This window comes from Variovorax sp. 38R (genome assembly GCF_014843395.1).
GTDB classification, from domain to species: Bacteria; Pseudomonadota; Gammaproteobacteria; order Burkholderiales; family Burkholderiaceae_C; genus Variovorax; species Variovorax paradoxus_H.
In genome coordinates this window covers 5,883,774-5,906,368 of sequence record NZ_CP062121.1, presented here as the reverse complement: position 1 = coordinate 5,906,368, position 22,595 = coordinate 5,883,774, and the positions used below count along the sequence as shown (strand labels likewise).

At 65.8% G+C, this 22,595-nt stretch carries 23 protein-coding genes and 1 riboswitch; of the genes, 14 read left to right on the top strand and 9 right to left on the bottom strand.

All coding sequences use genetic code 11. From position 1 onward, the window contains the following. Nucleotides 1–3 precede the first annotated feature (3 nt). Nucleotides 4–978, top strand: coding sequence for a M48 family metallopeptidase (locus IG196_RS27375; RefSeq protein ID WP_225616821.1), 975 nt, complete (start codon nt 4–6; stop codon nt 976–978). 708 nt (nt 979–1,686) lie between these two features. Here the strand turns inward: IG196_RS27375 and IG196_RS27370 are convergent. The 4 genes from IG196_RS27370 to IG196_RS27355 all read right to left on the bottom strand — a co-directional run bounded on the left by IG196_RS27370 (nt 1,687) and on the right by IG196_RS27355 (nt 5,858). Further along, complete coding sequence (locus IG196_RS27370) at nt 1,687–2,457, bottom strand: SDR family oxidoreductase (protein ID WP_099793237.1); 771 nt, start codon at nt 2,455–2,457, stop codon at nt 1,687–1,689. Nucleotides 2,458–2,545: 88 nt separating this feature from the next. After that, on the bottom strand, nt 2,546–3,463 hold the full coding sequence (locus tag IG196_RS27365) for a pseudouridine synthase (protein ID WP_192193826.1): 918 nt from the start codon (nt 3,461–3,463) through the stop codon (nt 2,546–2,548). Further along, nucleotides 3,460–4,776 carry a leucine-rich repeat-containing protein kinase family protein gene (locus IG196_RS27360; RefSeq protein ID WP_192193825.1) on the bottom strand — a complete coding sequence of 439 codons (1,317 nt, stop codon included), beginning with the start codon at nt 4,774–4,776 and terminating at the stop codon, nt 3,460–3,462. The genes IG196_RS27365 and IG196_RS27360 overlap by 4 nt, the downstream gene beginning before the upstream one ends. Before the next feature lie 23 nt (nt 4,777–4,799). After that, on the bottom strand, nt 4,800–5,858 hold the full coding sequence (locus IG196_RS27355) for an MBL fold metallo-hydrolase (protein ID WP_192193824.1): 1,059 nt from the start codon (nt 5,856–5,858) through the stop codon (nt 4,800–4,802). A 94-nt stretch (nt 5,859–5,952) separates the two neighbouring features. On the opposite strand from IG196_RS27355, the gene IG196_RS27350 reads away from it, so the two are divergent. The 9 genes from IG196_RS27350 to IG196_RS27310 all read left to right on the top strand — a co-directional run bounded on the left by IG196_RS27350 (nt 5,953) and on the right by IG196_RS27310 (nt 15,127). After that, nucleotides 5,953–6,396 carry a MerR family transcriptional regulator gene (locus IG196_RS27350; protein ID WP_192193823.1) on the top strand — a complete coding sequence of 148 codons (444 nt, stop codon included), beginning with the start codon at nt 5,953–5,955 and terminating at the stop codon, nt 6,394–6,396. Between the two features lie 14 nt (nt 6,397–6,410). Next, nucleotides 6,411–7,154 carry a carbonate dehydratase gene (can, locus tag IG196_RS27345; protein ID WP_192193822.1) on the top strand — a complete coding sequence of 248 codons (744 nt, stop codon included), beginning with the start codon at nt 6,411–6,413 and terminating at the stop codon, nt 7,152–7,154. A gap of 38 nt (nt 7,155–7,192) precedes the next feature. Beyond that, nucleotides 7,193–9,013, top strand: coding sequence for a bifunctional isocitrate dehydrogenase kinase/phosphatase (aceK, locus tag IG196_RS27340; RefSeq protein WP_192193821.1), 1,821 nt, complete (start codon nt 7,193–7,195; stop codon nt 9,011–9,013). 69 nt (nt 9,014–9,082) lie between these two features. Next, complete coding sequence (locus IG196_RS27335; protein WP_099793223.1) at nt 9,083–10,267, top strand: acetyl-CoA C-acyltransferase; 1,185 nt, start codon at nt 9,083–9,085, stop codon at nt 10,265–10,267. 90 nt (nt 10,268–10,357) lie between these two features. Next, nucleotides 10,358–11,605: a glutamate carboxypeptidase gene (locus IG196_RS27330; RefSeq protein ID WP_192193820.1), complete on the top strand. Its 1,248-nt coding sequence runs from the start codon at nt 10,358–10,360 to the stop codon at nt 11,603–11,605. 40 nt (nt 11,606–11,645) lie between these two features. Beyond that, nucleotides 11,646–12,776: an acyl-CoA dehydrogenase family protein gene (locus IG196_RS27325; protein ID WP_192193819.1), complete on the top strand. Its 1,131-nt coding sequence runs from the start codon at nt 11,646–11,648 to the stop codon at nt 12,774–12,776. Next, on the top strand, nt 12,777–13,625 hold the full coding sequence (locus tag IG196_RS27320) for a metallophosphoesterase (RefSeq protein ID WP_225616820.1): 849 nt from the start codon (nt 12,777–12,779) through the stop codon (nt 13,623–13,625). 124 nt (nt 13,626–13,749) lie between these two features. Continuing rightward, nucleotides 13,750–14,097, top strand: a complete 348-nt coding sequence (locus tag IG196_RS27315) for a hypothetical protein (protein ID WP_192193818.1) — start codon at nt 13,750–13,752, stop codon at nt 14,095–14,097. Nucleotides 14,098–14,245: 148 nt separating this feature from the next. Beyond that, nucleotides 14,246–15,127, top strand: a complete 882-nt coding sequence (locus IG196_RS27310) for a hypothetical protein (RefSeq protein ID WP_192193817.1) — start codon at nt 14,246–14,248, stop codon at nt 15,125–15,127. An 85-nt stretch (nt 15,128–15,212) separates the two neighbouring features. Here the strand turns inward: IG196_RS27310 and IG196_RS27305 are convergent, their stop codons facing one another. The 4 genes from IG196_RS27305 to IG196_RS27290 form a co-directional block, all read right to left on the bottom strand. Further along, entirely contained in the window at nt 15,213–15,668 is a 456-nt protein-coding gene (locus IG196_RS27305; RefSeq protein WP_192193816.1) for a nuclear transport factor 2 family protein, read from the bottom strand. 48 nt (nt 15,669–15,716) lie between these two features. Then, nucleotides 15,717–16,364, bottom strand: a complete 648-nt coding sequence (locus tag IG196_RS27300; RefSeq protein ID WP_192193815.1) for a hypothetical protein — start codon at nt 16,362–16,364, stop codon at nt 15,717–15,719. Nucleotides 16,365–16,466: 102 nt separating this feature from the next. Continuing rightward, nucleotides 16,467–16,856: a hypothetical protein gene (locus tag IG196_RS27295; RefSeq protein ID WP_192193814.1), complete on the bottom strand. Its 390-nt coding sequence runs from the start codon at nt 16,854–16,856 to the stop codon at nt 16,467–16,469. Between the two features lie 252 nt (nt 16,857–17,108). Further along, nucleotides 17,109–17,585 carry a hypothetical protein gene (locus IG196_RS27290; protein WP_192193813.1) on the bottom strand — a complete coding sequence of 159 codons (477 nt, stop codon included), beginning with the start codon at nt 17,583–17,585 and terminating at the stop codon, nt 17,109–17,111. Nucleotides 17,586–17,740: 155 nt separating this feature from the next. Between IG196_RS27290 and IG196_RS27285 the strand changes: the two genes are divergently transcribed. The 4 genes from IG196_RS27285 (at nt 17,741) to IG196_RS27270 (ending at nt 21,503) form a co-directional block, all read left to right on the top strand. After that, nucleotides 17,741–18,175, top strand: a complete 435-nt coding sequence (locus tag IG196_RS27285) for a YchJ family protein (protein WP_192193812.1) — start codon at nt 17,741–17,743, stop codon at nt 18,173–18,175. Nucleotides 18,176–18,210: 35 nt separating this feature from the next. Continuing rightward, nucleotides 18,211–18,316: riboswitch (TPP riboswitch) on the top strand. Between the two features lie 93 nt (nt 18,317–18,409). Further along, entirely contained in the window at nt 18,410–20,293 is a 1,884-nt protein-coding gene (gene thiC, locus IG196_RS27280) for a phosphomethylpyrimidine synthase ThiC (RefSeq protein WP_192193811.1), read from the top strand. 92 nt (nt 20,294–20,385) lie between these two features. Continuing rightward, entirely contained in the window at nt 20,386–21,078 is a 693-nt protein-coding gene (locus IG196_RS27275) for an HAD family hydrolase (protein WP_192193810.1), read from the top strand. Nucleotides 21,079–21,176: 98 nt separating this feature from the next. Continuing rightward, nucleotides 21,177–21,503: a thioredoxin family protein gene (locus IG196_RS27270; RefSeq protein WP_192193809.1), complete on the top strand. Its 327-nt coding sequence runs from the start codon at nt 21,177–21,179 to the stop codon at nt 21,501–21,503. A gap of 37 nt (nt 21,504–21,540) precedes the next feature. On the opposite strand, the gene IG196_RS27265 is transcribed toward IG196_RS27270, so the two are convergent. After that, nucleotides 21,541–22,569, bottom strand: a complete 1,029-nt coding sequence (locus tag IG196_RS27265) for an AraC family transcriptional regulator (protein ID WP_192193808.1) — start codon at nt 22,567–22,569, stop codon at nt 21,541–21,543. Between the last annotated feature and the right edge of the window lie 26 nt (nt 22,570–22,595).

The window sequence follows — 22,595 nt, the reverse complement described above, 5'->3', positions numbered from 1 at the left end:
GACATGCAGGGGATGCTGCAATTCACGATGGACCTCTTCGAGGGGCTGGGGAGCACGCCGGCGCCTGCTGCTGCTGCTCCGCCGCGGCGGTCGCGGAAGAAGGCACCAGCGCCTGTGCCGCCTGCTGCTCCCGTGTCGGTGGTGGCTGCCACGCCTTTGTCCATCGAGCCCGTTGATTCGCGTCCTGCGGTGCCGTTGGCCGACACGTTGACGCTGGCGAATTTCGCGCATCCACAAGCGACGCGTGAAGTGGTGCTGGGGTCGGCGCGTGTGGCCTACGAGTTCAAGCGGGGGCAGCGCAAGACCATCGGTTTTCTTGTGGGCGCCGAAGGCTTGTCGGTGCGTGCGCCGCGGTGGGTCACGCTGCGCGATGTCGATGCGGCAGTGCGGGAGAAGGCCGACTGGATTCTGCGCAAGCTGGCGGAGACGCAGCAGCGCAATGCGCGTGTCGAGGCGACGCGGATCGCTTGGGAAGACGGGGCGGAGTTTCCTTTTCTTGGCGAGCTGGTGGTGATCCGGCTCGATCCGAAGCACGGTTTCGCGAGCGTTGGCGGCACGCTCGACCCCGCTGTCGAAGGCGGTGGGCCGCGCACTTTGCGGTTGGCTGTGGCGCAGAACGCGGCGCCTTCGCAGATTCGGGATGCGGCGCAGGCCTGGTTGATGCGGCAGGCAAGGAAGCTGTTCATTGAACGGCTGGATCACTTTGCGCCGCTGCTTGGGGTGTCATGGCAGAAGCTGTCGCTGTCCAATGCTGCTACGCGGTGGGGGAGTGCGAGTGCGGATGGGTCGATTCGGTTGAACTGGCGATTGATTCACTTCCGCCTGCCTGTGATCGACTACGTTGTGGCGCATGAGCTGGCGCATCTGCGGGTGATGGATCACTCGCATCGGTTTTGGGAGACCGTGGAGAGTGTTGTGCCTGACTATGGGGTGCTGCGGCAGCAGTTGAAGGATGAGGCTGTGCCTCGGTGGGGCTGATCTTTCTTGTTTGCTTCCCGAGGCCGGGAGTTCCGCCCGGCGGCGGACTTACTTTCTTTTGCTTCGCCAAAAGAAAGTAAGCAAAGAAAAGGCGACCCCACTGTCTGCGACCCTTCGCTTCGCTACGGGCAACCTGCGGTGCTCGCGTTTCGCGGGGTCTCGCAGAACTCGCTTCGCTCAAACAGCTGCGAGCCCTGATCCGCGAAACGCTGCGCTCCTCGGCGCATACAGAGGGGCTTCGATACCGAGCGGGCCTTTGCTTCGCTCGGCCTGGGAACTTCTAATAGCAGGAGGCCACCGCGAGCTCTCGCTCTCGCTCTCGCTCTCGCACCTGCACCTGCACCTGCACCTGCACTTCTGTCCGTGCTTGTGCTCATGCCCAGGCCAATGCCACTCCCAATGCCAAGCCGCCGCAGGCGCGAAGCGCCTGCGGCGGCTTGGTGGCCGAGCGAAGTGATGGCCCGTCGGTATCCCAACCCCTTCTGTATGCGCCGAGGAGCGCAGCGTTTCGCGGATCAGGGCTCGCCCTTGTTTGAGCGAAGCGAGTTTGGGCGAGACCCCGCGAAACGTGAGCACCGCAGGTTGCCCGTAGCGAAGCGAAGGGACGCAGACAGCAGGGTCGCCTTTCTTTTGTCTACGTTTCTTTGGCGAAGCAAAGAAAAGTAGGTCGGCCGCCGGGCCGAGACCCGGCCTCGGAACTCAAGAAGATCAGCGAGCGTGCGTGACGCCGCCGTCCACCACCAGCGTCGAGCCCATCACATAGTCCCCAGCCCGCGATGCCAGAAAAATAGCCGCCCCAGCCATGTCCTCAGGCGTACCAATGCGGCCAGCGGGAATGCGGCCTTTGACCTCATCGCCGTGGTCGCGCGCATCCTTGTTCATGTCCGAAGCAAACGCCCCCGGCGCAATTGCGCTGACCACGATGCGATCCTGCGCGAGGCGCAGCGCCATGCGGCGCGTCAGCTGGATCAACCCCGCCTTGCTAGCCGCATACGAATAAGTCTCCTGCGGATTCACAGAAATCCCGTCAATAGAAGCAATGTTGATCACCTTAGACAAATGATCCGTAGCAGCCTTCTTGAGCATCGGCGTCAACGCCTTCGTCAGGAAGAACGGCGTCTTCAGGTTCAGATCAACCACCTTGTCCCACCCACTCTCAGGAAACTCCTCATACGGCGCCCCCCAAGCAGCCCCAGCGTTGTTGACCAGAATATCCAGCGACCCTTCATGCTTCGCATAAGCATCGACCAACGCCTGCGCCCCCTCGAGCGTAGACACATCCGCCGGCAACGAAACGCAATGCCCAAACGCCGACAGCTCCTTCGCCGTCTGATCGCAAGCCGCAGCCTTGCGCGCCGAGATGTACACGCGAGCGCCCTGCGCCAGAAAGCCCTCCGCAATCATGCGACCGATGCCGCGCGAGCCGCCGGTGATCAAGGCGCTGCGGCCCTTCAACGAGAAGAGTTGGGTGGTGTCCATGTGCGTTTGTCTCCTGAGTGGTGGAAGAGAGGAAGTTCAATTCCCGTCAGGAGAAAGCTTAGTGCGCGATCCGCCCGCGCTGCGTCACCTAGGCGGCAGGCAGCGCCAGCCGGCGAGGGCTCTCGAAGGTGCGCAAGGCGCCGCTCAGCGGGTCGATGAAGGCCAGCGACCGGGCCAGCAGCTGCAGCGGCTTGTCGAAGTCGTCGTTCCCCGCGGGCTGCAGCGTGGGATAGAACGGGTCGTTCACGATCGGCAGGCCCAGCGCCTGGCAATGCACGCGCAGCTGGTGCTTGCGGCCGGTGACGGGTGAAAGCTCCAGCAGCGCATGGCCGTCGCGGGCCTCGCGCAGCACGATGCGGGTCTCGGAGTTCGGCTCGCCGGGCGCTTCGCGCATGCGCATGAAATGGTCGTCGTCCACCAGCCGGCTGCGGTACACGGCGGGCACCGACGACACGCCCTCGTGCCACGGCACGACCGCCTCGTAGTGCTTGTCGATGCGCCGCTCGGGGAACATCGCCTGGTAGATGCCGCGCGTCTCGGGGCGCACCGAGAACAGCACCAGCCCCGAGGTGTTGCGGTCGATGCGGTGCAGCGGCACGAGGTCGTCCAGGCCGAGCTTGCGCTTCAGGCGCACCAGCAGGCTCTGCTGCACGTACTTGCCGGTGGGCGTGACGGGCACGAAGGGCGGCTTGTCGACCACCACGAGGTCGTCGTCCTGGTGCAGCACCTGCTCTTCAAAAGGGATGGGCGTCTCGGCGTCGAGCGCGCGGTAGTAGTACACGCGCAGCGGCGATTCATAACGGCGCGTGGCGGTGACGGGCACACCGTGCTCGTCGCACACGTCGTTCGCCTCAATGCGCGAGAGCCAGGCCTCGCGCGAGATGGCGGGAAAGCGCTCGGCGAGAAAGTCGGCGATGGTGGGCCAGGGGCCGTACGGCAGCGAGACACAACTCGGGCTCACGCCGTCGCGCGTGGGCATCGGGACGACGAAGCGGGGGCGCGTCATGGTGCGGCGGCGTCCAGCACCGACAGCAGCTCGGCGAACGACGGCCGTGCCGCCACCTCCGGCTGCAGGCAGCGCGCCGCGAGCGTGGTCAAGGGCGAAGAAGAAGCCGCATCGTCACAGCGCTCGGCCAGCTCTTCGAGCAAGCAGCCGAAGGCGCGCATCTCCACGCCTTGCAGCGCCTTCGCATGCGCAGGGTCGAGCGCGCCGGTCATCCAGGCTGCGCCGAAGTCGCCGAGCCGCCCGCCGTCCTCCGCGTGCCACAGGATGTTGTGGGCGTACAGGTCGCCATGCAGCAGGCCGCGCGCGTGCAGGTGCGCCATGGCCGCCGCGATGTCGCGCGCGATGCGCAGTGCGGTGCCGGCGGACCAGTGCGCATCGTCGGCATAGACGTCGCGGGTGCACGAGGCCAGGCTCGGCGGCCCGGCCAGGGTGATGAACGACGGCGGCACCAGTGCCATCACCAGACCTTCGGTGCCGTCGGGGTGGCCGTCGATGCGGCCTTGCGCGGCGATCAGCGTCGGGTGTGCGCCGGCCGCGATGCTGGCCGCCATCTCGCTGTGCGGCCAGCCATCGCTGGTGACGGCGCCCTTGAACAGCTTCACCGCCACGGGCAGGGCGGTGTCGTCCGGTGTGGCCAGCGTGGCGCGGTGGATCACGCCCGAGGCGCCTTCACCGAGCTTCGGGCCGAGCGTGAGGTCGCGCCAGTCGACGTGCGGCACGGTGGGCGCGTCGATGGCCGCGTCTTCGGTCGGTGCGTCGAACGGGTTGCCCGCGCAGGCCAGCCAGGCCAGGCGCGGCAACGTGTGCAGCCACTCGGGCAGCGCCTCGAAGCGGTTGGCCGACAGGCGCAGCAGCTCGATCTGCCGGCAGCGGGCCACCGATGGCGGCAGCGCGCGCAGGCGGTTGCCGGCCAGCATCAGCTTCTGCATGCGGGTGCAGTCGCCGAGCGTGTCGGGCAATGCCTCGATGGCGTTGTCGGTCAGGATCAGCCAGCGCAGCGAGGGCGGCAGCGCCTCGGCCGGCACATGGGCGATGCGGTTGGCCTTGAAGCCCACGATGTCGAGCTGGCGGCACTGGCCGAGGGAGGCCGGCAGTTCGGTGAAGCGGTTGTCGGAGCAGAACAGCACGCGCAGCTTGTGCAGGCGGCCGAGGTCATCGGGCAATGTGCTGAGCGCATTGCCCGTGAGGTTCAGCGTTTCGAGGGTATCGGCGAGCGCAAAAATCTCGCGCGGGAACTCGGTGAGTCCGCACGAGAGGTCCAGTCGTCGTGCGCCAGCCAGCCGGCCGGCGCGCAGCTCAGCCAGCGTGTCCATGCGGGAAGTCTACCCAGCCGAAGCTACCTGGCGCCGAAGCGGTAGATGCCGTCGGCATCGAGCGTGCGCTTCACCTGCCCCGAGAACCACAGCAGGTGCAGGTGGGCCACGGTCTCGCCCATGGCGAAGGTGATCTGGTGCAGGTCGAGCTCGCGCTTGAACAGGATCGGCAGGCCCTCCGACGCCGTGATCGGGCGCGCGAGGCAGGCTTCGAGCAGCTCGGCCAGGCGGTCGCGGTGGTGCTCCTGCAGCTGGTCGACGCGGCGGTGGATGCCGGTGAAGGGCTTGCCGTGCGAGGGCAGGCCCAGCGTGTCGGCCGGCAGGGCCTTGAACTTGTCGATGCTGTCCAGGAACAGGCGCAGCGAATTGGCCTCGGGCTCGCCCGCGTGCACGCTCACGTTGGTCGAGATGCGCGGCAGCATCATGTCCCCGCCCAGCAGCAGCTTCGGCTCGGCGCAGTACAGCGCGATGTGCTCGGGCGCGTGGCCGTAGCCGCTGATGCAGCGCCACTCGCGCCCGCCGATGGTGACGATGTCGCCGTCCATCATGCGCACGTAGCGGTCGGGCACAGCGGGCACCATGTTCGTGTAGTAGCTGCTGCGCGCGCGGATCTTGGCGATCGACTCGGGATTGCTCAGCCCGTGCGAGACGAAGAAGTCGGCCGCCGCATCGCCGCCCGCGAGCGTGTCGCCGGCGCTGCACAGCACGCGTGCCACGTGGTAGTCGGTGGCGCTGATCCACAGCGGCACGTTCCAGCGCTTGCACAGCCAGTCGGCCAGGCCGATGTGGTCGGGGTGCATGTGGGTCACGATCACGCGCAGGATTGGCAGGCCCTGCAGCTGGGTCTCGAAGATCTGCTCCCACTGCGCGCGGGCCTCGTCGTGCGCAATGCAGCAGTCGACCACCGTCCAGCCCTCGACGCCGTCGATCGTGTCGCGCAGCAGCCAGAGGTTGATGTGGTCCAGCGCAAAGGGCAGCCGCATGCGGATCCAGCGCACGCCGGGCGCCACTTCCAGTGCTTCGCCGGCGGCGGGCAGGGTGTCGCCCAGGGGGTAGTGGAGTTCGCGTTCGAGGAGGTTCATGTATGATTGACGTTTACGTAAACGTCATGGGTTGAGGCTTCATTGTAAAGAATGCGCCACCAACCTGCTGTCGCCCCCGCAACCCTTGCCGCCCATGCCCGCGCAGACCTTCACCATCAGCCAGCTCGCCAAGGAGTTCGACCTCACGACGCGCGCCATCCGCTTCTATGAAGACATGGGCCTGCTGTCGCCGGAGCGGGCCGGCCTGCAGCGCGTGTACAGCGCGCGCGACCGGGCACGGCTCACGCTCACCCTGCGCGCCAAGCGCCTGGGCCTGACGCTGGTCGAGGCGAAAGACATCCTGGACATGTACGACAGCCCGCGCGACACCGTGCCGCAGCTGGAAAAATTTCTCGGCGTGCTCGGCTCGCACCGCGCACAGCTCGAGGCGCAGCTGGCCGAGCTGCAGGCCAACCTCGCCGAAGTGCGAGAGCACGAAAAAAAGGGCCGCGCCACGCTGGTCAAGGCGCAGAAGGCCGTCAAGGCCAGCAAGGACGCCCCCGGCGGCGAATGCACGCCCGACACAACGACTCACTGACAAAATAGCCCACCATGTCCTCAGACAACCTCGACGACCTCTTTGCCCACAACCGTGCCTGGTCCGCCCAGATGGAGCGTGACCGGCCCGGCTTCTTCACCGGCCTCGTCAAGCAGCAGACGCCGCGCTACATGTGGATCGGCTGTTCCGACAGCCGCGTGCCCGCCAACCAGATCACCGGCCTGGAGCCGGGTGAAGTGTTCGTGCACCGCAACGTCGCCAACATCGTGGTGCACTCCGACCTCAACGCGCTCTCGGCGATCCAGTTCGCGGTCGAGCACCTGAAGGTCGAGCACATCATGGTCGTGGGCCACTACGGCTGCGCCGGCGTCAAGGCTGCGCTCAGCGGCAAGCGCATCGGCCTGGCCGACAACTGGATCCGCCACATCCAGGACGTGCGCGACCGCCACAGCGTCATGCTCGACAGCCTGCCCGAAGACGTGCGCGTCGATGCGCTGTGCGAACTGAACGTGGCCGAGCAGGTGGTCAACGTGGCCGTCAGCACCGTCATGGTCGATGCCTGGGCGCGCGGCCAGAAGGTGCGCATCCACGGCTGGACCTTCGGCGTGCATGACGGCCTCTTGCAAGACCTCGGCCTGAGTGTCGAGGGCGACAAGCCGCTCGACGCCATCTACAAGGCCGCCGTGCAGCGCATTCGCTACAAGTGGAGCAAGCCGGCAGGCGCCTCGCCGTCGGCGCTGGCCGGTGCCGATGGCACCGAAAGCGTAAAGAGCGCAGAGACCCCGCCCGTCGCCTGAGCGAACTTACCGCCGCCACCACCGTCGGTACCGTCGCCATGTTCCCGCAGCGCCTCGATTCGCCGCTGGCCTACGACATCGCGAAGGCGATGATCGACGGGTTCAACCGGCACTACCGGCTGTTCCGCGCCGAATCGGCGCGCGCCAAGCACCGCTTTGAAACGGCTGACTGGCACGGCCAGCAGCGCGCGCAGCGCGAGCGCATCGAGTTCTACGACCTGCGCGTGAACGAGGCCGTGGCCCGGCTCGAAAAAGAGTTCAAGGCCGGCGACCAGCCCATGGAGGTCTGGCACCAGGTCAAGCTGCACTTCATCGGCTTGCTGGTGAACCACCACCAGCCCGAGCTGGCCGAGAGTTTCTTCAACTCGGTCACCACGAAGATCCTGCACCGCGCGTACTTCCAGAACGACTTCATCTTCGTGCGCCCGGCCATCAGCACCGAGTACATCGAGCCGCGCGGCGCACCGACCTACCGGCCGTACTACCCGTCGCAGGCCACGCTGCCCGACATCATCGAGCAGATGCTCGACGACTTCGCGCTGCAGGGCAGCTACGCCAACAAGCGGCGCGATGCCGAGCGCGTGGCGCACGTCATCCTGAACCGCTTTCACCAGGTCAAGCTGCGCGCCAACTTCCAGCTGCAGGTGCTGTCGGGGCTGTTCTACCGGAACAAGGGCGCGTACGTGGTCGGCAAGATCATGAACGGCTTCACCGAGATTCCGTTCTCGCTGCCCCTCCTGCACGACGCCCACGGCAAGTTCTACATCGATGCGGCGCTGTTCGGCGAAGACGACCTGCAGATGTTGTTCAGCTTTGCGCGCGCCTACTTCATGGTCGACATGGAAGTGCCCTCGGCCTGGGTGCAATTTTTGCGCTCGCTCATGCCGCGCAAGCCGCGCGCCGAAATCTACAACGCGCTCGGCCTGGCCAAGCAGGGCAAGACGCTGTTCTACCGCGACTTCCTTTCGCACCTGAACTACTCGAGCGACCGCTTCCGCATCGCGCCCGGCATCAAGGGCATGGTCATGCTGGTGTTCGACCTGCCGTCGTTCCCGTTCGTGTTCAAGGTCATCAAAGACTTTTATCCGCCGCAGAAGGACACCACGCGCGAGCAGATCAAGGGCAAGTACATGCTTGTGAAGCAGCACGACCGCGTGGGCCGCATGGCCGACACGCTCGAGTACAGCAATGTGGGTTTTCCGCTCGACCGCTTCGAGCCCGAGCTCATCGAAGAGATTCGCAAGTTCGCGCCCAGCCAGCTCGAGATCGGCGACCGCGACGGCAACGGGGAGATGGAGGTCGTGCTCAAGCACGTCTACATCGAGCGCCGCATGATCCCGCTGAACATCTACCTGCAGGAAGCCTTCGACACGCTGGCCCACCCCGAGAGCCCGGCCCATGCCAAGCGCGCCAAAGACCAGCTGGAGCACGCGGTCATCGAGTACGGCAACGCGATCAAGGACATGGTCGCCGCCAACATCTTCCCGGGCGACATGCTGTGGAAGAACTTCGGCGTCACGCGCGGCGGCAAGGTCGTGTTCTACGACTACGACGAAATCGAATACGTCACCGACTGCAAGTTTCGCAAGGTGCCCACGCCGCGCAACGAAGAAGAAGAGATGAGCGGCGAGGTCTGGTACTCGGTCGGCCCGAAAGACGTGTTCCCCGAAACCTTCGAGCCCTTTCTGCTCGGCAACAGCGACGTGCGCGCCGCCTTCATGGCGCACCACGCCGACCTGCTCGACGCCGCCTTCTGGCAGCACCACAAGGAACGCATCCAGGCCGGCCAGATGCTCGATGTGTTCCCTTACGAAGAGTCGCAACGCTTCCAGCACGAAGGCCACGCGACGCATTTCTGACCGCCCGTTCCCCGATTCCGTTTTCGTTTTGTTTTTGACTTCACTTTCACATTCCTGAAGGAGACCTCCATGTCCGAATCCATCGTCATCGTCGGCGCCGCACGCACCCCCATGGGCGGCTTCCAGGGCGACTTTTCGTCCCTCTCCGCGCACGACCTGGGCGGCGCCGCCATCAAGGCCGCCGTCGAGCGCGCGGGCATCGCGCCCGAGAGCGTGGGTGAAGTGCTGTTCGGCAACTGCCTCATGGCCGGCCAGGGCCAGGCTCCGGCGCGCCAGGCGGCCTACAAGGGCGGGCTGCCCGACAGCGCGGGCGCCGTCACGCTCAGCAAGATGTGCGGCTCGGCCATGAAGGCCGCGATGCTCGCGCATGACCTGCTGCTGGCCGGCACGCACGACGTCATCGTGGCGGGCGGCATGGAAAGCATGACCAATGCGCCCTACCTCATGCTCAAGGGCCGCGGCGGCTACCGCATGGGCCACGACAAGATCTATGACCACATGATGCTCGACGGCCTCGAAGACGCCTACCAGCCGGGCCGCTCCATGGGCACCTTCGGCGAAGACTGCGCCGCCAAGTACAACTTCACGCGCGAGCAGCAAGACGCCTTCGCCATCGCCAGCGTGCAGCGCGCCAAGGCCGCCACCGAATCGGGCGCCTTCAAGGACGAGATCACGCCCGTCACCGTGAAGGGCCGCGGCGGCGACACCGTCATCTCCATCGACGAAGGCCCGGGCAAGGTCAAGCTCGACAAGATCCCCACGCTCAAGCCCGCGTTCAAGAAAGAAAACGGCACCATCACCGCCGCATCGAGCTCGTCGATCAACGACGGCGCGGCCGCGTTGGTCATGATGACCGAGTCGCACGCCAAGAAGATCGGCGCCAAGCCGCTGGCGCGCATCGTCGGCCACGCCACGCACGCGCAGCAGCCCGAGTGGTTCGCCACCGCGCCGGTCGGTGCCGTGCAGAAGCTGTTCGCCAAGACCGGTTGGACCGTGAAGGACGTCGACCTGTGGGAAGTGAACGAAGCCTTCGCCGTCGTGCCCATGGCCCTCATGCACGAGCTCGACGTGTCGCACGACATCGTCAACGTGAACGGCGGCGCCTGCGCGCTGGGCCACCCCATCGGCGCCAGCGGCGCGCGCATCATGGTCACGCTGCTGCACGCGCTGAAGGCGCGCGGCAAGAAGCGCGGCGTCGCCACGCTGTGCATCGGCGGCGGCGAAGGCACCGCGGTCGCGCTCGAATTGCTATAACGCCAGGAGCCGCCGGCGCCCGGGAGAGGGCGCCGGCCGGTTTCCACCCCGGACATTTCAAACAGAACCATGCGTAGAGCAGGAGATTTCATGCGCCCATCCCTTCACCGTACCGCCGTTGCCGCCGTGCTCGCTACCGCCTTCGTGGCGGGTGGCGCCTGGGCCCAGAAGCGCGACAACGTGCTGTTCCAGGCCGCCACCGATGAGCAGCCGGCGGTGATCAAGACGCTCGAGAAGCTCGTCAACATCGAGACCGGCACCGGTGACGCCGAAGGCATGGCCGCCGCCGGCGCGTACCTCGAAGGCGAGCTGAAGAACCTCGGCTTCACCGTCACGCGCAGCAAGTCGGCCGGCCTCGTGGTCGGCGACAACATCGTCGGCAAGCTCAAGGGCCGCGGCGGCAAGAACCTGCTGCTCATGTCGCACATGGACACCGTGTACACCAAGGGCACGCTCGCCAAGGCGCCGTTCCGTGTCGAAGGCGACAAGGCCTACGGCCCCGGCATCGCCGACGACAAGGGCGGCAACGCCGTCATCCTGCACACGCTCAAGCTGCTGAAAGACTACGGCGTGCGCGACTACGGCACCCTCACCGTGCTGTTCAACACCGACGAAGAAAAAGGCTCCTTCGGCTCGCGCGACCTGATCCAGGAAGAAGCCAAGCTGGCCGACTACGTGCTCTCGTTCGAGCCCACCAGCGCTGGCGACGAAAAGATGTCGCTCGGCACCTCGGGCATCGCCTACGTGCAGGTCAACATCACCGGCAAGGCCTCGCATGCGGGCGCCGCCCCCGAGCTGGGCGTGAACGCATTGGTCGAAGCATCCGACCTCGTGCTGCGCACCATGAGCATCGACGACAAGTCGAAGAACCTGCGCTTCAACTGGACCATCGCCAAGGCCGGCAACGTGTCGAACATCATTCCGGCCAGCGCCACGCTGAACGCCGACGTGCGCTACGCACGCAACGAAGACTTCGATGCCGCCATGAAGACCCTCGAAGAAAAGGCGCAGCAGAAAAAGCTGCCCGAGGCCGACGTCAAGGTGCTCGTCACGCGCGGCCGTCCGGCCTTCAACGCGGGCGAGGGCGGCAAGAAGCTGGTCGACAAGGCCGTGGTCTTCTACAAGGAAGCCGGCGGCAGCGTGGGCGTCGAAGAGCGCACCGGCGGTGGCACCGACGCAGCCTACGCAGCGCTCTCGGGCAAGCCCGTGATCGAAAGCCTGGGCCTGCCCGGCTTCGGCTACCACAGCGACAAGGCCGAGTACGTCGACATCAGCGCCATTCCGCGCCGCCTGTACATGGCCGCGCGCTTGATCATGGACCTGGGCGCCGGCAAGTAAGCCGCGCACCCACCGACAACAAAGAACCGGAGACAACGCCATGCTGCTCAGCGCAGACCAGGAAGCCATCCGCGACGCCGTGCGCGATTTTTCGCAGGCCGAGATCTGGCCCCACGCCCCGAAGTGGGACCGCGACCACAGCTTTCCGAAGGAAGTGCACCAGGGCCTGGCCGCGCTGGGCGCCTACGGCATCTGCGTGCCCGAGGAGCATGGCGGAGCCGGCCTCGACTACCTCACGCTCGCGCTCGTGCTCGAAGAAATCGCCGCCGGCGACGGCGGCACCAGCACCGCCATCAGCGTCACCAACTGCCCTGTCAACGCCATCCTCATGCGTTACGGCAACGCGCAGCAGAAAAAGAAGTGGCTCGAGCCGCTGGCCCAGGGCCAGATGCTCGGCGCCTTCTGCCTCACCGAGCCGCAGGCCGGCAGCGATGCCTCGAGCCTGCGCACCACCGCGCGCAAGGACGGCGACGGCTACGTGATCGACGGCGTCAAGCAGTTCATCACCAGCGGCAAGAACGGCCAGGTCGCCATCGTCATCGCGGTGACCGACAAGGGCGCGGGCAAGCGCGGCATGAGCGCGTTCATCGTGCCCACCGACGCGCCGGGCTACAACGTCGCGCGCCTCGAAGACAAGCTCGGCCAGCACAGCAGCGACACCGCGCAGATCAACTTCGACAGCTGCCGCATCCCGGCCGAGAACCTCATCGGCGCCGAAGGCGAGGGCTACAAGATCGCGCTCGGCGCACTCGAAGGCGGCCGCATCGGCATCGCCGCGCAAAGCGTGGGCATGGCCCGCAGCGCGTTCGACGTGGCCGTGGCCTACGCCAAGGAACGCCAGGCCTTCGGCGGCGCCATCTTCGACCAGCAGGCCGTGGGCTTTCGTCTCGCCGACTGCGCCACGCAGATCGAAGCCGCGCGCCAGCTCATCTGGCACGCCGCCAGCCTGCGCGACGCCGGCCGGCCCTGCCTGAAAGAAGCCGCCATGGCCAAGCTCTTCGCCAGCGAGATGGCCGAGCGCGTGTGCAGCGCCGCCATCCAGACCCTGGGCGGCTACGGCTACGTGAACGACTTTCCGCTGGAGCGCATCTACCGCGACGTGCGCGTGTGCCAGATCTACGAAGGCACGTCGGACATCCAGAAGCTGCTGATTCAACGCGCGCTGGCGTGATTGCCTGATCACGTGAGCCGGCGCCGCGGCCGACCCTGGGGCTCGATCGCCGCGGCACTCGTGCTCGCGGCGCTGGCCGCCTGGAGCTTCGTCATCGAGCCGCGCTGGGTGGCCGCGCGTGTCGAGCCCTTGGGCTCGGCGCAGTGGCAACCGCCGGCCGGCCTGAAGGTCGCCGTGGCGAGCGACTGGCACCTCAGCACGCGCTCGCTGTGGCGCGTGACCAGCGCCGACCGCGCCGCGACCATCGTCGACCAGATCAACGCAGCGCAGCCCGACGTGATCCTGCTGCCCGGCGACTTTCTTGCGGGCTCCGGCGACGACGAAGACTTTTCCATCGAAGCCATGGCCGCCGTGCTCGGCCGCCTGAAGGCGCCGCAGGGCGTGTACGCGGTGCTCGGCAACCACGACTGGTGGCACGACGGCGAACGCACCGCCAAGGCCTTGTCCGCGCAGGGCATCCGCGTGCTGGAGAACGCCTCGGTGCGCCTGCCCGGGCACGACCTCTGGGTGGTCGGCATCGGCGACGACTCCACCGGCCATTCACAACCCGACAAGGCCCTGGCCGGCGTGCCACCCGGCGCCGCCACGCTGGTCATGATGCACGACCCCTTCAGCTTCGCCGGCATGCCGCGCACGCGAGGCCTCGTGGTGGCGGGGCACACGCACGGCGGGCAGATCAGCGTGCCGGGCTACGGTGCGCTCGTGGTGCCCGGGCGTGCGCCGCGGGAGTGGGCCTATGGCTGGATCGCGCACAAGGACAACAAGCGGATGTACGTGACCAGCGGGCTCGGCGTGAGCATCCTGCCGGTGCGGTTCAACATGCGGCCTGAGTGGGTGATGTTTCGGTAGGGTGGTGCCAATCGCTGGAGCTTGACGGGCCTCTTCGAGACCGCTTAAATTGCCGTCGCCTTGTGATGTGCAGGGCCGGGTTTAGCAGCCCGCTGACATCCTGCGCAGCAATCCTTGGAGGCCTATGGCCAATGCTTCAAGCGCAGTCACCGACGCCAGTTGTTCCTGTGCGTCTTCCCGTTCCACCGCCCAGTTCAAACCCTTCGAATGGGTGCAAGGCGAACGGTTACCTCCTTCACTGCAAAGCCACGCTGCTTTCCTCAACGATGCGCGCGACGTGGTGCAGGGCGCTCAGACGTTGGTGCAGTTGCTCGACTGGGACGAAGATCGGTGTGACGCCGCTTCTTCTGAGGCAGACGCCGCTCCGCTTTTCGATGCATGTCAGCGCAGTTCGCTGCAGCGGTTTCTTGCGGTCTCGCTGGGGCTTCTGCATGCGCGGATTGAAGCGCAGTGCGAAGCGTTGGACGAGTAGGAACACTTCGCAGGGGCTTGCGTCCTGCGCAACTCTGGGCATCAAACAACGGTTGCCGAACTGGCATGAACCGAGCGATCGGAACGATCGTGAGCGTAACTTTTCCCTCGTAAGATTTGGACTACACAACAAGTGAGGAGAGAGTTTGATGAGTGGAGTTAAAAGTCTTACAGCAGTCATGCTCGGCGTGGTCGTGATGCTTGCCGCATGCGGTGGAGGGGGAGGCGGGGGAGGAGGCGGCGGGGGGCTGCCTTTGCTGCCAGTGGCACCTCCGCCCTCAAGCGGGGGCAATCCACCAGCGCCGCCTCCTGGTCCACCCGTCTCCCCGCCCGCTCCGGAGGCGCCCACTGCCGCCGCGTGCACCAACGAAGCAGATTTCCATGAGGGAACCGTTCTGGAAGCGGAGTTCAATCGGAACCTTATCCTTGAGCCAGCGCTTGGTGCCGACAAGGTTTACTACAAGCTTGAGGGACGTCAGCCATTCGCTGGTGTGACTCCAATCGCCATCACGTCCAAATCAGATGGACTCATCGTTGAGCGGGTTGCGTTCAGCGATACCGAGTTCACGGACTTGATCGATGGGAACGTCGTGCACTACGGCCGCCGCTTCACCTACAGCGACTCTTCCGGCTCCCGGACCGACACCATCGTTTACGACCCGCCCCTCACGCGTCCCTTGAACATGAAGAAGGATGAGGTAGTTACTCGGAAATACCGGATGAAGGGGGTTTCCGTCTTCACGCCGAAAGGTGGTGTACCCGCTACGCCAGACCCCGAGCAGATCTACGATCTGACGACAGAATTTACCTACGGCGGAAGGCATACGCTCTCGACTTTGCTCGGCGCCTACGAGACCTGCATGCTCTACGAAAATACGAAGACCACGACGCCGGGCAAGTCTTACGACCGGCGGCTCAAGTTCGAGATTCCAGCGGAAGGCCCACTTCGCGGCCAAGCAGTAGGCAGGCAATCCCTGGGCGGCTTCTCGTGGCAGGATTACCCGGTCAAGATGACGTACACCCCAAAGTAGCAGACGGGGGGCGCAGCACGAGCGCTTGGGGGAGTTTCAAAGTCCAAGGCCCGCTTCGGGCCGCAGGCGCTCCCTCGGCAGCCCTTCACCCAATGCCATGCTGCCTTAGCACCTCAGCTTCATCGCCAGTGATCCACCCGAACACCTTCGCGCTGGAACCTTCAAGCCGCACCAGATAGACATTGGTGAAGTCGATCACTTTCTGCGAGCCGTTGACTTCGTAGATCGCTCGCCATTCCACGCGCGCGAGCCCGTGGAGTTCGTCGATCACCGAGACATCGAGGCTGCGCACGTTCATCCGTTGCACCCCAGTCTCGCGGTAGTGCTTGAAACCCCGCACGGACACCTTCCTGAGTTCGTCGTCGTTCTTGCCTGCGAAGACACCGGCGGGTGAGGCGGCAATGAAAGCCTCCGCGTACAGCGCCGCGACAGCCTCCACGTGGGCTTCGCCCGTCAGTCCCGTATTGAACTCGCGCTCATAGCGGTCGAACAGCTCTCGCGCTGCGGATTGAATCTGGTGGGTTCCGGTTTCGTTCGTCATGGTGGTGCACTCCTTCTCGACAACCGCTTGCGACCGACTGCGGTCTTGCTAGTTCTGAACCGTGATCCACACCGCCCGCGGATCGCACTGCTGCGCGCACGCAAATACATAGACCTCATTGCCCAGAAAAAGCACGTAGCTCTTTGCCGAGGAACTGTCCGGCTGCTCCGGTGCGTCGGGCAGCTTGGGAAACTCGAAGCCGTCGCTGACCTGGCACACGAATGCCATCGCCGAGCCGCAAGCGCAGGTGAAGCTCTCGTCGTCCTGCACCCAGTCGGGCGCACCGCCGACCGCGATCCGGTAGTCCTCGTCGGCGGGCGCATCGGCAAGCACGAGCTCCGCCGGCTGGAGGGTGGGCGTGCCCGTCACGCGATGCATCGCCTGCGACTTTTCCAGCGACGCGTACCAGTGGCCTTCACCTTGTTCCCAATAGGCTGGCGGGAGCGGGCGCGCATCGAACGATTCGAAGCTTGGAATCTCGTTGTGCTCGGGGCACATGAGCACCGACAGCCTGCTGCCTTCGGCAAAGGGGAGTTGGGCCGCAACGGGGAGCGTGAACTGCAGGAAGGGAATCATCTGCTGGTCGCATTGGGTGCAGCACGGCAGGCCTTGACCCTCCGGCGCCAGATACGCCCCACCCACAGAGTCTTGCGAAGGCGCGCTGTCAAAGCGCAAGTTGAAGAACTTTTTCGGCATGCTTCATCTCCCTGGTCTGTCATGACTGATTGCGTCGCGCGAAGTCCGGAGCACAGCCAGCGTCTGGGTCTGCCCGCAACAGCGAAGGCCGGATCTTGGCGCTCAAGCCTCGTGGTCGTCGATCTCGATGATGAGGCCCGCGCTGTCCGACGCGACCCAGTCGAATCGACTGTCGATGTGGTGATGTCCGGCCTCGCCCTCGAACGGAAACACAAAGCGCTCGGCCCAACGGGAAAGGTTTTGTGCAGAGCCGGCGACACATATCTCTCCTTCGTGGCTCAACTGCATTGAGACCGCACCGCCTGACCTCGATATCCTGATGCCCTTCAAGAGGGATGTGTAGGGCGTTGGGCTGCCGTGAATATCCGCCGGCAAGACAAGACTCTCGCCACTGCCAGCAAGGAACTCTTGAACTTTGGCAGCCGTCGCCCTGTGCTCGGACGCAGTGCCCGTCACCATTGGGTCCGAATCGCCACTGAAATAAATACGCATCGAGTTAGATGGAAGAGGGTCCAGTTGAAAGTCTGCAGTTGGCTGCTCCCAGTCTCACGGCTTCGACATGAAGCACGCCGAGTGCTCATGATTCCAACTGCCTCCGCGATCCAAGCAGCTATCGATCGACAGCTCACGGCCCAGCCAAAGGCCAGCGGAGATGAATGCAGCCGTCAGCAGCAACGTGCTTCCAATGCGTGATCGCGTGCTCATGATGAAAGGCTACTCCTGGCTGGCTGCGGGCAGAAAGAGCTATTGCGCGTGGACTCTAAATCCCAAGTAGAGAAAAAGCGCCACAACCGCGCCGACGATGGCCAGCCCAATCGACCACGGAATGTCCGTGTCACTGTGGCCGCGACGCGATACGCCATCCAGACTGGTCAGCATCGCGCGTCGCTGTTCCGTCGTTTTGATGAGGAACCTGACGATGCCTGCAATGCCGCAAAGAGCAACAGCGCCCCCGATGATCATCAATCCCCAAACTCCCATACTGAACGTGATGGGAAATGCCCCATCGGCGCTTGCGACAAAGGGTTCGCGTCCCCTTCGCGTGACAACGATTTGTCCGGCACGCCATGCATTGAATCCGTGCAGAAAGGTGAAGGCTCCCAAGGACAGGGTCGCGGCGAGCATGAAGAACAGCTTGAGGAATCGCAAAAGCATGCTTTGGTGTTCGGCTTGTGGAAACGAAACGCCGGACGACTGTAGCTGCACGAGCCATTGGCGCAAGAGGCCCCGGCGCCTTTAACCCCGGCCCGCGCCAAGCACCAGCGCACGAATCTGCAGCCAGCCCCGGCAGATCCACGCCAGGCGGACATGCCTCAAAGCCACCCCACACCCCACCTTCAGCCCCCGCCGCGCCAAGTGTTCCAATAGAGCCCTTCATGAGCGCCACCGACCCCACTCCCGGCCCCTGCCCCTGCGGCCGCACCGACCGTCGCGACAAGCCCATCGGCTACGCCCTGTGCTGTGGGCGCTACCTCGACGATTTCGAGAACACGCCCGCGCCCGACGCCGAATCGCTGATGCGTTCGCGTTACTCGGCCTTCGTGCTGGCCCGCGCCGACTACCTGCTCGCCACCTGGCATGCGTCGAAGCGGCCGGCTTCGGTCGAGTTCGAGCCGGGCGTCAAATGGCTGGGGCTGGACATCCGCTCGCGCTCGGTGCTCGACGCCGACCATGCCGAGGTCGAGTTCGTCGCCCGCCAGCGCAGCGCGACGGGCGTGGCGTTCCGCCTGCACGAGCGCAGCCGCTTCGTGCGCGAAGACGAGCGCTGGTATTACGTCGACGGCGATCTGCACCAGCCGCCGCCGGCCTGACGGGTTGACGGCACCGGGCTTCGGCCCGCACAATCGGCCCCGCTCCGGGGTGCACACACGTGGTGTGCTGAGATGGCAAAGCTGCCGACCCGCGAACTTGATCCGGGTCATACCGGCGTAAGAAGAGCTGCACTCCCTGACTTCGGTCCGTCACTCCCTTTTCTGGTGGCGGGCCTCCCGAGGTCCACTGAGCGATTGCGGAGCACCCTTTCCCTCAACAAGGAGTGCCTCCCGATGAATGCCCCCGATAAATTCACCTCGCTGCTGTCGCTGACGCGCGAACCCTTTCCCGCGTCGCACAAGTGCGTCATTCCGGGCAGCCGGCCCGACCTGTTCGTGCCCGTGCGCGACGTGGCGCTGACCAACGGCGAAACCGTTTCCCTGTACGACACCTCGGGCCCCTACACCGACCCGAAGGTCGAGATCGATGTGCGCCGCGGCCTGCCCGACGTGCGCAGCGCCTGGGTCATCGAGCGCGGCGACACCGAAAGTTATGAAGGCCGCACGCACCACGCGCTGGACGACGGCGCCAAGAACGAAGACCGCGACGCGCAGCGCCTGGCCGAGCTGCGCGCCGGTGCCTCGGCACTGCAGCGCACGCCGCGCCGCGCCAAGTCGGGCGCCAACGTCACCCAAATGCATTACGCGCGCCGCGGCATCGTCACGCCCGAAATGGAATACGTGGCCCTGCGCGAGAACGGCAAGCGCGAGTGGATGGCCGAGTACCTGGCCAACGAGGAGCGCGCCAAGCGCGTGGCGGGCAACCCGATGGGCGCGAGCATTCCGCGCATCATCACGCCCGAGTTCGTGCGCGACGAAGTGGCCCGTGGCCGCGCGATCATTCCCGCGAACATCAACCACCCCGAGGTCGAGCCGATGGCGATCGGGCGCAACTTCAAGGTGAAGATCAACGCCAACATCGGCAACTCGGCCGTCACCTCGAGCATCGAGGAAGAGGTCGAAAAGCTGGTGTGGGCCATTCGCTGGGGCGCCGACAACGTGATGGACCTGTCGACCGGCAAGAACATTCACACGACGCGCGACTGGATCGTGCGCAACTCGCCGGTGCCCATCGGCACGGTGCCGATCTACCAGGCGCTCGAAAAGGTGGGCGGCGTGGCCGAAGACCTCACCTGGGAAATCTACCGCGACACGCTCATCGAGCAGGCGGAGCAGGGCGTCGACTACTTCACCATCCACGCGGGCCTGCGCCTGCCGTTCATTCACCTCACGGCCGACCGCATGACGGGCATCGTGTCGCGCGGCGGCTCGATCATGGCCAAGTGGTGCATCGCACACCACAAGGAGAGCTTTCTCTACACGCACTTCGAGGACATCTGCGACATCATGAAGGCCTACGACGTGAGCTTCTCGCTCGGCGACGGCCTGCGCCCCGGCAGCGGTGCTGATGCGAACGACGAGGCGCAGTTTGCAGAGCTGCGCACGCTGGGCGAGCTCACGCAGATCGCCTGGAAGCACGACGTGCAGACCATGATCGAAGGCCCGGGCCACGTGCCGATGCACATGATCCAGGCCAACATGGACGAGCAGATCAAGCACTGCCACGAGGCGCCGTTCTACACGCTCGGTCCGCTGACCATCGACATCGCGCCGGGCTACGACCACATCTCCAGCGCCATCGGCGCCGCGATGATCGGCTGGGCCGGCACGGCGATGCTCTGCTACGTGACGCCCAAGGAGCACCTGGGCCTGCCCGACCGCGACGACGTGAAGCAGGGGATCATTGCCTACAAGATCGCCGCGCACGCGGCCGACGTGGCCAAGGGCCACCCGGGTGCGCGCTCGCGCGACGACGCGCTGAGCAAGGCACGCTTCGAGTTCCGCTGGCAAGACCAGTTCAACCTGGGCCTGGACCCCGACACGGCGCGCGAATTCCACGACGAGACGCTGCCCAAAGACTCGAGCAAGGTGGCGCACTTCTGCTCGATGTGCGGCCCCAAGTTCTGCTCGATGAAGATCACGCAGGAAGTGCGCGAGTACGCGGCCAAGAAGGGCGTGGCAGAGCGCGAGGCCATGGCCGAGGGCATGGAAGAGAAGTCGAAAGAATTCATGGCCGGCGGCGGCGAGTTCTACATCCCGATCCGCCCCGTCGCTTGAGATGGCCTGAGAGGGCCCGATAGCCTGAGTCTCCCCGTGCGGAAAGGGGGCGTTGCTACCATGGGGCCAGACCCCTGAACTCCTGCCTCGCAATGACCCCTTTCCCTTTTTCCGCCGTTCTCTTCGATTGCGACGGCGTGCTCGTCGATTCCGAGCCCATCACCAACCGCGTGCTCGCCGACATGCTCGGCGAGCTCGGCTGGCAGCTCACGGCCGAGGAATCGATGAACATCTTCACCGGCAAGGCCGTGAAGGACGAGACGGCGCTCATCGAGGCGAAGACCGGCGTGCGGATCACCGACGACTGGCTGCGCGGCTTCCGCGCCCGCCGCAACGAGGCGCTCGACCGCGACCTCGTCGCCATTCCCCATGCGCCCGCCGCCATCCGCGAGATTCACACGCGGCTCAAGGGCCGCATCGCCTGCGCCTCGGGCGCCGATCGCCACAAGGTCGAGCTGCAGCTGGCCAAGGTCGGCCTGCTCGACTGCTTCGAGGGCCGCATCTTCAGCGGCCACGAAATGCCGCGTTCCAAGCCGTATCCCGACGTGTACCTGGCCGCAGCGGAAGCGCTCGGTGTCGATCCGAAGCGCTGCGCGGTGGTCGAAGACACGGTCACCGGCGCCACGGCCGGCGTGGCCGCGGGTGCCACGGTGTTCGGCTACAGCACCGGCGAATCGGGCCACAGCGGCCCCGGCGCGTTGCGCGCCGCAGGTGCCGTGGCCGTGTTCAGCGACATGACCGAGCTGCCTGCATTGCTGGCCAGCTACGGCCTGCAGGCGGCCTGAGTTTCTGGTGCAATGACGCCCGTCGTCAGCGTGTCGCGCGCCCGCCGCGCACACGCGTTCCTCTTCACGCTTTCTCACGTTTCGCAAGGACTTCGCCCATGACCTCCGAATACCAGACCGAGCAACCCGACCGCAGCGAGATCGACGCGCTCCAGGGCCCGGCCGTGGTGGAGTTCGGCACCAACTGGTGCGGCATCTGCAAGGCCGCGCAGCCGAACATTGCCGAGGCCTTTGCCAAGTACCCGAACGTGCGCCGCATCAAGGTGGAAGACGGCAGCGGCCGCCCGCTGGGCCGCTCGTTCAATGTGCGGCTGTGGCCCACGCTGGTGTTCATGCGCGACGGGCAACAGGTCGCGAAAATCGTGCGGCCGGAAGACAGCCAGTCGATCGTCGATGCGCTGGCGTTGATCGATTCGCCGGCCTGAGTTACGGGTGGCGGGGCACGCGCCCTGAACGGGGTCGCTACAACCCCAGCTGCCGAAAATCCCGAGGCGCGTGCCCCGTCCACTGCAGGAACGCACGCGAAAAACTCTTCTCGTTGCGAAAGCCCACCGCCAGCGCCACCTGCTTGATCGGCCGCGTGGTCCGGCGCAGTTGCTCCACCGCGAGTTCGTGCCGCACCTCGTTCTTCAGCACCTGCAGCGAGGTGCCCTCTTCATGCAGCTGCCGATGCAGCGTGCGCCCCGACACGTTCAGCAGCCCAGCCAGTGCCTCCGCCGTGGTGGCCTCGCCGGCGCGCGCGCGCAGCAGCTCGCGCACGCGCTGGCCCAGCAGGCGGTCGCGGCGGTACTGCAGCACCGTGAGCGGCAGGGCGCGCTTGAGCATGGTGCGCAGCGCGCGCTCGTCGCGCAGCAGCGGCAGCGCGAGGTAGCGCTCGTCGAAGCTGATGCTGGCCTGCGGCGCGTCGAAGTGCACGTCGGGCGTGAACATCAGCGGGTAGGCGTCGTGGTGCGGCGGTGCCGCGAACGGAAAGGTGGCCTGGCGCAGCGAGATGCGTGAGTCGATGGCCCAGCACACGTAGCCGTGCATGAAGCGCAGGCTCGTCACGAGGCAGAACTCGCGGAACGCGGGGTCGAGCGGGCGGTTCTCGGTGATGCGCAGCGTGGCCACGCCGCCGGTCACTTCGAGCGCGAGCGTGATGTCTTCGGTCAGCAGGCGGTGGTGACGGCACCAGCGCTTGATGGCCACGCCCAGGTCGGGCGAGGTGAGCGAGGCGCGGCACAGCATGCCGTAGCTGCCCCAGGGCAGGCGTCGCGAGAACCAGCCCAGGGCCTCGTCGTCCAGCTCCTGCATCGCGTGGCCCGACAGCGCCTCGAACTGCGCGGCCGTTACCCGCGCGCCGGGGCGGCTCAGTTCGCGCGGCGCGATCTGTGCCGCCTGCAGGGCCTGCGCCGGGTCCTTGCCGTAGCGGGCATACCCTTGCACGATGGCTCGCACGAAGGCCATCGGCGTGACGGCGCGGGCGGGTTGCAGGAAGGCGGGAGACGACAAGGTTGAGTGCATCGGTCGTGGCGCAA